Source organism: uncultured Porphyromonas sp., assembly GCF_938023125.1.
GTDB lineage: Bacteria > Bacteroidota > Bacteroidia > Bacteroidales > Porphyromonadaceae > Porphyromonas.
Map to the genome: position 1 here is coordinate 47,024 of NZ_CALHDW010000007.1, position 14,323 is coordinate 61,346.

At 45.1% G+C, this 14,323-nt stretch carries 12 protein-coding genes; 9 read left to right on the forward strand and 3 right to left on the reverse strand.

Annotated elements, in window-relative coordinates; all coding sequences use genetic code 11:
* Window positions 1–136: 136 nt before the first annotated feature.
* Genes Q0090_RS02130 through Q0090_RS02140 form a run of 3 tightly spaced genes read right to left on the reverse strand, consistent with a single transcriptional unit; the run spans window position 137 to window position 2,347 of the window.
* The gene (locus Q0090_RS02130; RefSeq protein WP_297946987.1) at window positions 137–520 is read right to left on the reverse strand and encodes a YraN family protein; all 384 of its coding nucleotides are present in this window, start codon (window positions 518–520) and stop codon (window positions 137–139) included.
* Window positions 521–527: 7 nt separating this feature from the next.
* On the reverse strand, window positions 528–1,472 hold the full coding sequence (locus tag Q0090_RS02135; RefSeq protein WP_297946989.1) for a GNAT family N-acetyltransferase: 945 nt from the start codon (window positions 1,470–1,472) through the stop codon (window positions 528–530).
* Window positions 1,473–1,504: 32 nt separating this feature from the next.
* Window positions 1,505–2,347 (reverse strand): 1-acyl-sn-glycerol-3-phosphate acyltransferase, encoded by an 843-nt coding sequence (locus tag Q0090_RS02140; protein ID WP_297946991.1) that lies wholly within the window; start codon window positions 2,345–2,347, stop codon window positions 1,505–1,507.
* A 589-nt stretch (window positions 2,348–2,936) separates the two neighbouring features.
* On the opposite strand from Q0090_RS02140, the gene Q0090_RS02145 reads away from it, so the two are divergent.
* The 9 genes from Q0090_RS02145 to Q0090_RS02185 all read left to right on the forward strand — a co-directional run bounded on the left by Q0090_RS02145 (window position 2,937) and on the right by Q0090_RS02185 (window position 14,320).
* A complete protein-coding gene (locus tag Q0090_RS02145) occupies window positions 2,937–4,292 on the forward strand; it encodes a hypothetical protein (protein WP_297946993.1) in 1,356 nt (451 codons plus the stop codon).
* A 517-nt stretch (window positions 4,293–4,809) separates the two neighbouring features.
* Window positions 4,810–5,892: a 3-phosphoserine/phosphohydroxythreonine transaminase gene (serC, locus tag Q0090_RS02150; RefSeq protein WP_297946995.1), complete on the forward strand. Its 1,083-nt coding sequence runs from the start codon at window positions 4,810–4,812 to the stop codon at window positions 5,890–5,892.
* A 100-nt stretch (window positions 5,893–5,992) separates the two neighbouring features.
* A complete protein-coding gene (locus Q0090_RS02155) occupies window positions 5,993–6,916 on the forward strand; it encodes an NAD(P)-dependent oxidoreductase (RefSeq protein WP_297946997.1) in 924 nt (307 codons plus the stop codon).
* A gap of 120 nt (window positions 6,917–7,036) precedes the next feature.
* Entirely contained in the window at window positions 7,037–8,284 is a 1,248-nt protein-coding gene (locus Q0090_RS02160) for a DUF1015 domain-containing protein (RefSeq protein WP_297946999.1), read from the forward strand.
* A gap of 219 nt (window positions 8,285–8,503) precedes the next feature.
* Complete coding sequence (msrB, locus tag Q0090_RS02165) at window positions 8,504–9,484, forward strand: peptide-methionine (R)-S-oxide reductase MsrB (RefSeq protein WP_297947001.1); 981 nt, start codon at window positions 8,504–8,506, stop codon at window positions 9,482–9,484.
* 196 nt (window positions 9,485–9,680) lie between these two features.
* Window positions 9,681–10,271, forward strand: coding sequence for a hypothetical protein (locus Q0090_RS02170; RefSeq protein ID WP_297947003.1), 591 nt, complete (start codon window positions 9,681–9,683; stop codon window positions 10,269–10,271).
* Between the two features lie 7 nt (window positions 10,272–10,278).
* On the forward strand, window positions 10,279–11,190 hold the full coding sequence (locus Q0090_RS02175; RefSeq protein WP_297947005.1) for a DUF2764 family protein: 912 nt from the start codon (window positions 10,279–10,281) through the stop codon (window positions 11,188–11,190).
* Between the two features lie 7 nt (window positions 11,191–11,197).
* Window positions 11,198–12,949, forward strand: a complete 1,752-nt coding sequence (locus Q0090_RS02180) for a V-type ATP synthase subunit A (RefSeq protein WP_297947007.1) — start codon at window positions 11,198–11,200, stop codon at window positions 12,947–12,949.
* A 39-nt stretch (window positions 12,950–12,988) separates the two neighbouring features.
* A complete protein-coding gene (locus Q0090_RS02185; protein ID WP_297947009.1) occupies window positions 12,989–14,320 on the forward strand; it encodes a V-type ATP synthase subunit B in 1,332 nt (443 codons plus the stop codon).
* The last annotated feature ends 3 nt before the right edge of the window (window positions 14,321–14,323 follow it).

Sequence of the window (14,323 nt, forward strand, 5' to 3'; positions counted from 1 at the left end):
TAATAACCTTCATTCTTTATTTACAAAGGTATTAAAAAGATTATGGTGGATATACTTTACCTGTTGCATATAGGTGGTTTTTTACGACCTTAAGCGTACAAAATTATTGTTTCTAGTGTTATTTCGTTAGTGCTGGCTAGTATTGCCTTCGCATTGTTGCCCTAAATGCATCTTTATAATACTCTATATCAAAGGATTGATCGAATGGATGGAAGACGGCTGTGAGTACATCAAACCGTATGGGTAGGGTAATACCCTTTATACGGATGTAGGAATTTGTAAGAGAGATAATATTGGCTTGCTTACGTTTGGTAACTGCCGATAAGGGGGAAACACAATAATCCTCGCTTCGCGTTTTGACCTCAATGACAATGAGTTCTTTCTCGTCAGTGGCAAAAATATCCACTTCCTTCTTGCCATCAATAGACCAATTTTTGTCGAGTATTCGGTACTTCAATTGCTCTAGATAGCGGTAAGCGGCCTGCTCACCCAATACGCCGAGATCGTTGTGCTGTGCCATCGTTTCTCTAGTTCGCAGGGTGGTTTGCCTTCTGGAAGGTATTGATGTGTCGTTCTTTTTTCTCTTCTAAGATCTGATCTATACGGATCAAGATTCCGGTCTCTTCTACCTCGCTAAACTCATAGTTAATAGCTGTGCCAAGGAAGAGAAGTTGGGGTGAAAGCGATATGTAGGCGCTAAATAGGGGCGGAATGCTGATGCCGGTTTTGCGAACTTCGCGCTTGAGAGCAAGGTAATCGGCATTGAGCGTTCCTACGGAGAATAGCCGATCCATCTCCTCCGGATCCACGTCGATGGTCAGAGGCTGCTTGGGAGATACAAGATGCCGATCATCGTGGAAATGGCGCTGCATAAAGTGCAAAATAAGATTGCGACAGCGACGATTGTAATTGGCATACATGGTTACCTTACCAAAGAAGTACTGAATCTCTGGATTGAGTACCGTGAGAGCTCCCAATCCGTCCCATAGGTTGTCTAATGCAAAGATGGAAAGATGATGGAAGCGGGTAGATTGGAAGTCCGGAGAAACAAACGAGCGTCCCAATTCTATTGTATAGGGGAGAATGTCTTGTACAAACTCATCGCTGTAGTCGAACATGTGAGAAGTGGCAAGTATGTCGGTGCCCTTCGGATGTTTTACTACATCAGAACCTAAAATATAGCGATAGCCTCCTACAATTACTTGAGCCTCGGGGTTCCAAACTACAAGTTGCTTATAGCCCAGAGGGTCGAGGTCGTACTCATCTATGTCACACTCAAGACCACTGCCTCCGCCGCCGGCCCGAAATGCCTCTTCTCTCAGGCGTCCTACCTCTCTCATGGTCTGTGGAGCCTCGTGTGCTGAGAAGATATAAATGTCGTTGCGACCTTTATTTGTGGGGCGAAGCAACTTGTCGGGGGTAAGTTCCCCCATAATAAGTTCCGGAGCAATAGGGGCTATAATGGGTTGCATAGATTATTGCAATAAAGTGATTGAGGTGAATACTAGAGAGACGGTGGTGTACTCTCTTGTGGGAGACGATATACACGTTCGCGAACGGCTAGAGCGATATCTGCAGGGCGTTTCCCCAGAGAGGAGAGCTCTTGATAGGGGATGGGGTCTCCTACCCAAACCCGGAATGACGAGCCTTGGGCGCGAAACATCTCATCGGGGAGCAGGGCCGTACCGATGTTGAATTTGATCCCAAGTTTTCTGCGCACTCGCTCTATTCGATAGAAGTGTTTGCTATTATATCCTTCGAAAAAGAGGGGAACAATGGGGCGATGGAACTCCTCGGCATGACGCACAAAGCTCTTTTGCCATGGGAGGTCTTGGATACGACCATCGAAGTGGCGAGAGCAAAGACCTGCAGGGAATGTAATAACCGGTAGGTCGCCTGCAAGAGCGGTATTCATCCTTTCAATGGAGCTACGGCTCTGGGAGCCATACTTATTGACGGGGAGAAAAATAGACTCTAGGGGTTTGAGGTTCCCTAAGAGATCGTTGACAATGTAGCGAATGTCCGACTGGTAGTGCCCTGCGAGCATGTGAGTAAGACAGATACCATCAAGCCCTCCTAGAGGGTGATTGGAGACGAAAAGAGCACGCTTGTCTTGAGGCAAACGCTCTTCATGTACAAAGCCCAGCGAAAGCCGATAAATCTCCACGAGCTTATCCATGAAGGCAACGCCTTGTAGGTGCCCGTGGTCTCGCAGTATCTCGTTGATTTCCCGTTGATGGATAAGTCTCTCGACCAAACGCACAACAAAGCGAGGAACGCTTCGCCCCCACTTTGCCGATATAATGGCCCCGATATCTATTTGTTGCGGAGTAACACTCCCTTCCATACGTTCCTTTTTATAGTGACGTCATACCCAACAGCGTAAAGGATGCGGATACAACTCTTCCTTCTTTTTCTATGTTGTGTGGTGTTGCTTATTGCAAAAGTAGTAATATATCATTGTATGAATATCGTCTTTCGTAAAGTTGCACGTTTTGCCCGCATCGTGCAGTTAAATCTTCGTCTAATCCTACCTTTAGAGTTGTTATCAGCCTCTCTCCAGAGCCTCTTTGGGCACCCCAATATGAAGAATAGAGCTCCGGAAGAGTTAATCCCTCTCTATTTTTCTATTTCAGTTCTATTTGTGCTTTATGACGAACTTTAGCACGGGTGGATTAAAATCTACATCCCAAAGAAAAAAGCCGCACGGAAGCTTTATGTATTATCAGAGTGGTGCAGATTTTGTTCTCAATGTGCTGTAAATATATAAAATCGAGCTATATTTGTACCGAGATGCTTATTTCTCTAGGGTTAATAGCGCTCTTTTGATAGAGTGTGAGACACTAGAAAATATGTTGTCTCTAAAAGGAGCGCACACTAAACATGGTTTGTTAGAAACAGAATTTATAGTAAACAAGTAACTGAAAATCAAAACAATGACAAGAAAAATTTTTCCTACCACACTTCTTGTGTTATTCACACTTTTGATGGCTTCTTGCGGTAAAACTCCGGATCCGAAGACCGCACCTATCATGGTAACGCTACCTAGCTCCCTTTTTGGTAAGAGCTATGATGCCCTTGAAGCTGAAGCCCGTCAGCTAGGTCAGACTGTGACAAAAGATGCCGAAGCACGTACTCTCACAGTCAAGATAAATGGAGATCAAGGTTTGGCACGTACTATTTACCTCAAGTTTGATGCTGAGGGCAAGTATCGCTATGCCATGGAAAAGATCGCCAACACAGAGTCTGAAGGTGCTTTTGCTGCAAGCCTTCTAAGCCAAGGCTTTACACAAGAAAAGACTGCAACTAAGATGGCAACTGAGGGCGTATTTGTTCACAAGCAACGTGGATGGGTAGTCTTCGTTTCGCATCGTAGTGATAGCGACATTTCTTATGTTTTCGCTCCTTTTGATGAAGCGATCACCTCTTGGTCTCGTATTGATGCAAAGCAACACGCAATAGGTCTTTGGGCTCCTCTTATGGCGCTTGATAATACCCTTGATATGGTAACTCGCTTTGAGGCTCGTATGGGACATACTCTTGATCCCGAAACAACCATGGCGGACAAGGGCGTCTATTCCTTCAAGACCGGCAACCCTGATTTCCCCAGCACGCGTTATTGGCTTGATGTGAAAACCAAGTCTTTTGTAGAAGAGTGCGCCATCTTTGTGAACCCCGATAAGCGTCCTAAGCCCGATGATGTTACAGAGTATATGCGCTCTATGGGATTTTTGATCACCACACTTTCTGACCACGGTAACCCTGTGTACTATAATAAGGATACCAATATGGCTGCTGTGGCTGAGCTAAACAAACCTACAGATGGAAGTGCGTTCCTTCCCAAAGTGCAGTTCTTCAAAGGCAATCCCCAGATGGCAGATTCCTTTATGAAAGAGGAGTTGGATATTCCTTTGCCAATCCTCGAATTTGGCAAATACACCCTAGCAGAAGCTCTTGAGTTGTACAAGAAGCAACCTTACTTTAAGTCTCTTGCTAAGAATGAGCTCGGTGACGTTGTTAATACAACCTCAAAGGATTTTCCCATGATGCTTGTATGGGAAGGTGAAGGCGCTTATGCCGGTAAGTATTCCATGGCCCTTCTGTTTACTGACGATGTGAGAGTGATTAACTCAACCTATATTGAGAAGTTCTTCACTGGTAAGGGATGGGAGAAGTATTCAAAATCGGCCATACCTACCTATATCGATCGTAAAAATAATGTGATGGTACAGGTGGATCAATCGGGTAACTTTGGCGGATTGTGTCTCGCATTTAGCCCCAATGAATTCTAACCTTCACTCTAGAAGAGTGTGTCGCCTCACGACTTGGGGTTAGTACCTCTTCATTGATTTCCTTGAAAAAGGGGTCGGCCTTTCTAGCAAAAGGGCCGACCTTTTTTTTGTGAATTAGGGGGAGGATGTAGCTTTCTATGCTAATTTTTATTTCACCTGTATTGTGTCGAGATTCCAGGCGCACCCCAAAGTGATAAAATATCTTGGGCAGTAGGGCAGGGGGAAATCAGTTGGTTTTGTCCCCGGAAACTACCTAGAAAAGTTTTTTCTTTTGCCCAAGATTTTTTTTGTCGCAGGGCAAGAAAGTTTTTCTTTTCAGGCAGCATCCCGAATGCTTCCTTTGGACTCCTCTTCGTGAAGAAAAAGGGATGTATTAGGGTGTATTTGGCTTTATTCAAATGTTTAGTTTACCTTTGTAGGTGCTTAGAGGTTGGGGGGTGTGTAACATCCCAAGCCTCGGTTCCGTATGATAATAGGAATAGACTAATATTAGTAATCAATAAAAACAGTTGCGGTGATGAAAAAGCACAATTTTTATGCCGGACCCTCAATTCTAAATCAAGGGGTTATCAAGAATGCTGCTGATGCAGTAATGAATTTTGCAGGTACAGGTCTTTCTGTACTTGAAGTATCGCACCGTGGTAAAGAGTTTACCGCTGTGATCGAAGAAGCTGTTCAGCTCTTCAAGGAACTTCTCGATATCCCCGAAGGATACGAAGTTATCTTCCTCGGTGGTGGTGCAAGCCTCCAATTCTATATGGTGCCTCTTAACCTTATGTACAAGAAGGCTGCCTATATCAACACGGGTACGTGGGCTACAAATGCTATCAAGCAAGCCGGATATGTATCTAAGGTATTTGGTGGTGAAGTAGAAGTTTTGGCTTCTAGCGAAGACAAGAACTTTACCTACATCCCCAAGAATTTCGTTATCCCCGAAGATGTGGACTACTTCCACTACACCTCTAATAATACTATCTACGGTAGTGAAATCCGCAAGGACTTCGACTGCAAGGCTCGCTTGGTATGCGATATGTCTAGCGATATTTTCAGCCGTCCTGTAGATATCAGCAAGTACGATCTTATCTATGGTGGTGCACAAAAGAACTTGGCTCCTGCCGGTGTTACTTTCGTGATTGTTAAGAAGGATGCACTTGGTCGTTTCGAGCGTCCTATCCCCACAATGCTCGACTACAACACCCACATCAAGAAGGAGTCTATGTTCAATACTCCTCCTGTATTCCCCATCTATGTTGCCCTCCAAACCCTTAAGTGGTACAAGGAGTTGGGTGGTCTCAAGGTACTCGAAAAGCGCAATCTCGACAAGGCTGAGCTCCTCTACAATGAAATCGACCGCAACAAACTATTCCGTGGTACTGTAGCTACCGAAGACCGCTCTATCATGAACGTTTGCTTCGTGATGAACGATGAATACAAAGAACTCGAAGCAGACTTTGCTGCCTTCGCTGCTGAACGCGGTATGGTGGGTATCAAGGGTCACCGCTCGGTAGGTGGTTTCCGTGCAAGCCTCTACAACGCTCTCGAAATGGATAGCGTGAAGGCTCTCGTTGACGCCATGAAGGAGTTCGAAAGCAAACACTAATTAATCACATCTTAGTGCTCTGGCTCTCTAGATGCTTCTAGTTCTTCTAGAGGTTTCGTCTAGTGAGCAGAGCACTTCTTTTTAATCCTAATATATTGTTATGACAAAGGTTCTTATTGCCACAGAAAAGCCTTTTGCTGCTCCCGCTGTTGCAGCGATTAAGGATATTGTAAGCAAGGCAGGTTTCGAAACTGTGTTGCTAGAAAAGTATACCGAAAAGAGCCAGCTCCTCGCAGCTGTTGCCGATGTAGATGCTATCATTATCCGTAGTGATAAAATTGATAAGGAAGTATTTGATGCCGCAAAGAATCTCAAGATTGTAGTGCGTGCAGGTGCCGGTTATGACAATGTAGACCTTGCAGAGGCAACTGCGCACAACGTGTGTGTAATGAATACTCCCGGTCAGAACTCAAATGCTGTGGCTGAGCTTGTGATGGGTCTTCTCGTATTCAACGCTCGTAATCAGTTCAATGGCAAGTCGGGTAGTGAGCTAAAGGATAAAAAGATGGGTATCTTGGCTTATGGTAATGTGGGTCGCAATGTGGCTCGTATCGCCAAGGGCTTTGGTATGGAAATCTTTGCTTACGATGCTTTTGTGCCTGCAGAAGCTATCAAGGAATCGGGTGCAACTCCTATTGCTACCGTACCCGAATTGTTCGCTACTTGCGATGTAATTTCTCTCCACGCCCCTGCAACTCCGGAGACGATTAAGTCTATCAACTACGATCTTCTCATGAAGATGCCTAAGGATGCCGTTCTCATCAATTCTGCTCGTAAGGAGATTATTGACGAAGAGGGCGTACTAAAGGCTCTTACAGAGCGTACAGACCTTCGCTATCTCACGGACATTATGCCCGCTAACCACGAAGCTATGGTAGCTGCTCTTGGCGATCGTTACTTCTCTACTCCCAAAAAGATGGGTGCACAGACCGGCGAAGCTAACAACAATGCAGGTATTGCAGCTGCTAACCAAATCGTTGACTTTATAGCCAATGGTGTGGAAAAGTTCCGTGTAAACAAGTAATTTCTTTTTTGTAGCATTAGAACACAAAAAGATCGACAGACAGAGTGGGGGAGCACATGGGTTTTTATTGTAGAGATACCATGTCTCCCCTTATTTCGATTTTTTCTTTGAATATATAGTATGGCTAGAATTAAACCTTTCAAGGGACTTCGTCCTCCCGTTAACCTCGTAGAGAAGGTATCTTCTCGTCCTTATGACGTCCTCAGCAGCGAAGAAGCTCGTGCTGAAGCAAAAGGAAATGAGATGTCTCTTTATCATATTATCAAGCCCGAAATCGACTTTCCCGAAGGTACGGATGAGCATGATGAACGTGTTTATACCAAGGCTCGTGAGAACTTCGATCTCTTCCAACAGAAGGGATGGCTTGTTGAAGACGCCAAAGAAAACTACTATGTATACGCTCAAACCATGAATGGTAAGACCCAATATGGTTTGGTAGTAGGTGCATGGGTAGAAGATTATATGAATGGTGTAATCAAGAAGCATGAGCTTACTCGTAGAGATAAAGAAGAGGATCGTATGAAGCACGTTCGTGTAAATAACGCTAACCTCGAACCCGTTTTCTTCGCTTATCCTGATAATGCAGAACTTGACGCCATCGTGGCTCGTTACACCAATGCTGCTCCCATCTACGATTTTGTAGCTGATATTGATGGCTTTGGTCATAAGTTCTGGATCATCGATCAAGAAGCCGACATCAAGCGTATTACAGAGATTTTCGCAGGATTCGAAGCTCTTTATATTGCCGATGGGCACCACCGTTCGGCAGCTGCTGCCCTCGTAGGTGCTGAGAAGGCAAAGAATAACCCCAATCACAAGGGAGACGAAGAGTATAACTACTTCATGGCTGTTTGCTTCCCCGCCAACCAATTGACAGTTATCGATTACAACCGAGTTGTGAAAGATCTTAATGGTTTGAGCGAAGCTGACTTCCTAAAGGCTTTGGAAAAGAACTTCATCGTAGAGAAGAAGGGGGCCGACATTTACAAGCCTGCTAAGTTGCATAATTTTGCTCTGTACCTTGGTGGTGCATGGTATTCGCTCACAGCAAAGCCCGGTACATATAACGACAACGACCCTATCGGGGTATTGGATGTTACCATCTCTTCTAATCTAATCTTGGATGAGATCTTGGGTATCAAGGATTTGCGTTCGGATAAGCGAATCGACTTTGTTGGTGGTATCCGTGGCCTCGGCGAGCTAAAGAAGCGTGTTGATAGCGGCGAGATGAAGGTTGCTTTGGCTCTTTATCCTGTTACTATGAAGCAAATTATGGATATTGCTGATACGGGGAACATTATGCCTCCCAAGACAACTTGGTTTGAGCCTAAGCTCCGTTCCGGTATCGTAGTTCACAAGCTCGACTAATTTAGTTCGTGGCATAAGCGCAGACAGTAAGGTCTGCGAATAAAAGAAGGAGGGGGGGGATTTGAGGTGATCAAGTCCTCCCTTTCCTTTTCTCCTTAGAGAGAAGGCAATCTCTTTTGTGTGGCAGAAATCCATTCTTATTTTGCTGTTTTGATGGTGAACCATCACAAGTTGTTATTCGTTTTGTGAGTAGAAAGTGACAATTAAACAATAAGCAAAATGACCGCCGTAAATCAATTTGTAACAGAGGCGCCAGCTCCATCCTCCTCCAAGGAGAATGTAAAGACAATCTATTTGGCAGGAGGATGCTTTTGGGGTATGCAGAGCTATTTTGATGGGGTGCAAGGTGTGGTTGAGACCACTGTTGGCTATGCCAATAGCACTCGTCCCAATCCAAAATATGAAGATGTAGATACCGATTATGCGGAGACTCTCCAAATTAAGTACGATGCTTCGGTAGTTCCACTGAAGTTTATCCTAGGATTATATTTCGATGTGATTGATCCTACCATCCTCAATCGCCAAGGGCATGACGTTGGGCGCCAGTATCGAACAGGTATTTATTATACGGATGCTCAGGATGAAGTGGTGGCAAAGGAGATGCTTCAAGGTCTTGCAAAAAAATATCCTAAGCCTATTGTTGTAGAGTGCATCCCTCTAAAGAATTTTTATCCTGCCGAGGCTTACCATCAAGATTACCTAAAGAAGCATCCAGCAGGGTATTGCCATATAGGAAAAGATAAAATAGCAAGAGCGCATGCTCAGCGCTATGTGGATAAGGACGAGTTGCGTCGTAAGCTAACTCCTATGCAGTACAAAGTGACTCAGGAGCAGGGGACAGAGCCTCCTTTCCAAAATGAGTATTACAACCATTATGCTAAGGGTATTTATGTAGATGTGGTGGATGGGACACCTCTGTTCGTATCTACAGATAAGTTCGAGAGTGGCTGTGGGTGGCCGGCTTTCTCACGTCCCATAGATGATAAGCTCCTGGTGGAGCGTACAGATACGTCGCATGGAATGGTGCGCGTAGAGGTGCGAAGTAAATCTTCGGGGAGCCATCTCGGACACGTCTTTGAAGATGGTCCGAAAGAATTGGGCGGAGAACGCTATTGTATCAATAGTGCAGCTTTGCGCTTTGTTCCGCTGGAGGAAATGAAGACGCAGGGGTATGAAGATTACATTAAGTATGTAAAATAGATGCTCTCTGTTTCTATTTGTCAAGCTTGATCTGTAGGCCTTTGTTGGGATACTACCCAAATCGGCCTATAAATCAAGCTTTTGTTGTATCTTTGTGCGGAGTATAGAGGGTATAGCTCCTGTTGCTGTTTTGGAGAGCAAGGGGAGTTGTAGTTTTCTATGAAAAAGGGAATACAAATTATAACATAGATAAGATATGGATGCTAAGATCCGGGAACTAACTGACAAGATTTTCAACGAAGGGGTTGAAAAAGGGAAGCTAGAAGCTGATAGACTCGTGGCTGATGCCCAGAGCAAAAGCGACGAAATGCTCAACCAAGCTAAGGCGGAAGCTGAGAGAATCATCCGTGATGCTGAGAAGAGATCTGATGAACTCAAAAAGAATGTTGAGGCAGAACTCAAACTCTATGCTGCTCAAACTCTAGATGCCTTGAAGGCTTCTGTGGCAAATTGTATTACCGACAAGCTTGCCCAAGGCAACGTAAAAGCAGCTGCTGAAGATCCCAACTTTATGCGCGAAGTTATTCGCAAGATTGTTGAAAATTGGACTCCTGGAAACGATGTTGTAATTGAAACAGCCGATGCCAAGGGGTTAGAAGAGTATTTCGCCTCAAATGCTAAGGAGCTTCTCAATAAGGGAGTTACTATTAATGAAGTAGCAGGTACGGCAACCAATTTTGTTCTAAAACCCGCAGATGGATCGTACAAGATTCAGTTCGGAGAAGAAGAACTAAAGTCTTTCTTCCAGAGCTTCTTGCGTCCTCGTCTTGTGGAAATGTTATTCTAAGCGCACCATGGCAAAGTATTATGCCACAATATCGGGTTTGCCGAATATTGGTGTAGACGATAGAAAACTCCCCTTTTCTTCGGAGCTCTTCGTAGAGGAGCTTAGAGAAGTGCTTACCTCAGGCGATTTTAAGCTTCTGGAAGTGCTTCGCTGGGAACGTGAGAATCGATTCCTTATCGATTACCTCGAATCTTCGGAGAAAGCAGTGGAGGCAAATGAGCAACCTCAGCTATTCTCTTACGAAGAGGTTGCCTCAGTGATGGATGCTCTCAAGAAGGGTACAAAGCTTCCTAAGCATCATTTCCCTGCTTATATCATAGATTTTCTTAAGGATTTTGTGGTAGAGAAGGGTGAGGACGACGATGTACAAGACGATGAGGAAGAGGTGCGTATGTGGCCCCTTCGCCTCGAAGATAAACTTGCCGATTACTATTATACCAAGTTTGCCCTCCCTGCCAAAAATCAGTTTGTGGCAGAGTGGTCACGTCTTAATCTTGATATAAGGAATGTCTTTGCAGCCTTTACAAGTCGCAACCTAGGTTGGGATCCCAAAGATTATATCGTGGGAGACTCCGAGGTAGAGCGTAAATTAAAGACGTCAACAGCTACCAATTTTGGTCTCTCCGAAGAGGAGATGGAGTACATCGCTACTCTTACTTCAGTGCAAAATGAGACTGACATTACTCGTCGGGAGCGTATGTTGGATGTCCTCAAATGGAATTGGTTAGAGGAGCGTGTCTTCGATCGTACGTTCAATGTTGAGACCATCTTGGCATACTATCTACAGCTACGTATCATAGAGCGCTGGACGGAGCTCAATGAGAAGACGGGCGAAGAAACATTCCGTTCCATCGTAGCAACACTCAAGAAGGAGAGCAACGACTCTCTCAACGAGTTCAAGAGAAATCAAAAGAAATAATATATCCATGACAAAAGGAGTTGTTAAGGGGATTGTGTCCAACCTTGTGACCGTTGAGGTAGATGGACCAGTCTCTCAAAACGAAATTTGCTTTATCACGGTGGGTGGAACTCGCCTGATGAGTGAGGTGATCAAGATCATCGGTGCCAAGGTGTTTGTGCAGGTGTTTGAGAGTACTCGTGGTATGAAGGTAGGGGATGTGGCTGAGTTTGCAGGTCACATGTTGGAGGTAACACTCGGTCCCGGCCTCCTTTCCAAGAACTTTGATGGTCTGCAAAATGACCTCGATAAGATGGATGGGGTTTTCCTACAACGTGGTACATACACCTATCCTCTAGAGCAAGATAAATTGTGGGAGTATAAACCTCTCGCTCAGGTAGGTGATATTGTAGAGGCCGGTGGTTGGCTTGGTGAGGTTGATGAAAACTACCAACCCCACAAGATAATGGTTCCCTTTGTTTTCGAGGGGCAGTACAAAGTTGTAAGCCTCAAGCCTGCCGGCAAGTATCGTGCTGATGAAGAAATCGCAGTACTTGAGGATAAGAATGGCGAAAAGCACTCTGTTACAATGATTCAGAAATGGCCTGTAAAGAAAGCCATTCCTTGCTATGCAGAGAAGCCCCGTCCATTTAAGTTGCTCGAAACCGGAGTACGTACGCTCGATACACTCAATCCTATCGTAGAGGGTGGTACGGGCTTTATCCCTGGACCTTTTGGAACAGGTAAGACAGTGTTGCAGCATGCTATTTCTAAGCAAGCTGAGGCAGATATCGTAATTATGGCAGCTTGTGGTGAGCGTGCAAATGAGGTTGTGGAAATCTTTGCCGAGTTCCCCGAACTTGTAGATGCTCACACCGGACGTAAGCTCATGGAGCGTACGATCATTATTGCTAATACCTCAAACATGCCTGTTGCGGCTCGTGAAGCATCTGTATACACGGCAATGACTATTGCTGAATATTATCGTACAATGGGTCTTCGTGTTCTCCTCATGGCGGACTCTACTTCTCGTTGGGCACAAGCTCTTCGTGAGATGTCAAACCGTCTAGAAGAGCTCCCAGGACCTGATGCTTTCCCGATGGACCTTTCGGCTATCGTGGCCAACTTCTACGCTCGCTCCGGGTTCGTTTATCTCAAAAATGGCAAAACCGGTTCTGTAACCTTCATTGGTACTGTATCTCCTGCAGGGGGGAACCTTAAGGAGCCTGTTACAGAAAATACCAAGAAGGTAGCTCGATGCTTCTACGCTCTAGAGCAAGAACGTGCCGACCGTAAGCGTTATCCGGCCGTTAATCCTATTGATAGTTATTCTAAGTATCTCGAATATCCTGAGTTCAAAGAGTACATCTCGCAACACATTGCACCCGATTGGCTCGAAAAAGTAAATGAGCTAAAGATGCGTTTGCAGCGTGGTAAGGAAATTTCTGAGCAGATCAACATCTTAGGGGACGATGGGGTACCTGTAGAGTATCACGTTACATTCTGGAAAGCTGAGCTTATTGACTTTGTAATCCTTCAGCAAGATGCTTTCGACGATATCGATTGTAACTCTCCTCTTGCTCGCCAAAAGTACATGTTGGATCTTGTAGCAAAGATCTGCCATACCGAGTTTGAGTTTGAAGATTTCAATCAGGTAACGGCGTTCTTTAAGGGCCTTATCAACGTCCTCAAGCAGATGAACTACTCAGAGTTTGAGAGCGATGACTTTAAGAAGTACTTGGCACAATGCGAAGAGATGATTGCCAAAGGTGGCAAGTAATCTCCAGGGAAAGAGAGACCTCGTATAGAGAAAATTAATATGGCAACACAAGCTTTTAAAAAGATATATACCAAGATCTCGAACGTTACCAAGGCAACTTGTATGCTAAGTGCTACAGGGGTTGGTAATGACGAGTTGGCTTTGATCCATGGACGAATGGCTCAGGTCGTAAAAATCGTTGGCAACGAAGTTACCCTCCAGGTATTCGAGGGTACTGAAGGTATTCCTACCAATGCAGAGGTTGTATTCCTCGGCAAGGCTCCTACGCTCAAGGTGAGCGATCAGCTTGTAGGACGCTTCTTCAATGCTTATGGTCTTCCTATCGATGGAGGAGCGCAGCCCGAAGGGCGTGAAGTGGAAATTGGTGGACCTTCTGTAAACCCCGTACGTCGTAAGCAACCTTCTGAGTTGATTGCAACCGGTATTGCAGGTATCGACCTCAATAATACCCTCGTAACCGGACAAAAGATTCCATTCTTTGCGGATCCGGACCAACCCTTTAACGAAGTAATGGCTATGGTGGCCATGCGTGCCAAGAGTGATAAGATTATTCTTGGAGGGATGGGGATGACCAATGACGACTACCTCTTCTTCAAGAACACTTTTAGCAATGCTGGTGCTCTCGATCGTATTGTTAGCTTCATCAATACAACCGAAGACCCCTCTGTAGAGCGTCTGCTTATCCCAGATATGGCTCTTACAGCAGCAGAATATTTTGCGGTAGAAAAGAACGAAAAGGTGCTCGTGCTCCTTACGGACATGACCAACTATGCGGATGCTTTGGCTATCGTATCAAATCGTATGGACCAGATTCCTTCGAAGGACTCTATGCCGGGTTCGATTTATTCAGACCTTGCTAAGATCTACGAAAAGGCGGTACAATTCCCCGATGGAGGGTCTATCACCATCATTGCCGTTACAACGTTGAGTGGTGGCGATATTACCCACGCTGTGCCCGATAATACCGGGTACATCACCGAGGGGCAGCTCTATCTCCGTAAGGATAGCAATGTGGGTAAAGTTATTATCGACCCATTCCGCTCTCTCTCTCGCTTGAAGCAGCTTGTAATCGGTAAGAAGACTCGCGATGACCATCCTCAGGTGATGAATGCCGCTGTACGTCTATTCTCCGATGCTGCCAATGCACAAACGAAGATGGAGAACGGTTTCGACCTTACCGACTACGATAATCGTTCTCTTGCTTTTGCAGACGATTACTCTCGTCAATTGCTCGCTATTGACGTAAACGTGGATACGACAGAAATGCTTGATATTGCTTGGAAACTTTTTGGAGAGCACTTTACTCCTGCAGAAGTAAACATTAAGCAATCTCTTGTAGAGAAGTATTGGGTTGGTGAGAAAAAAGCCTGATAG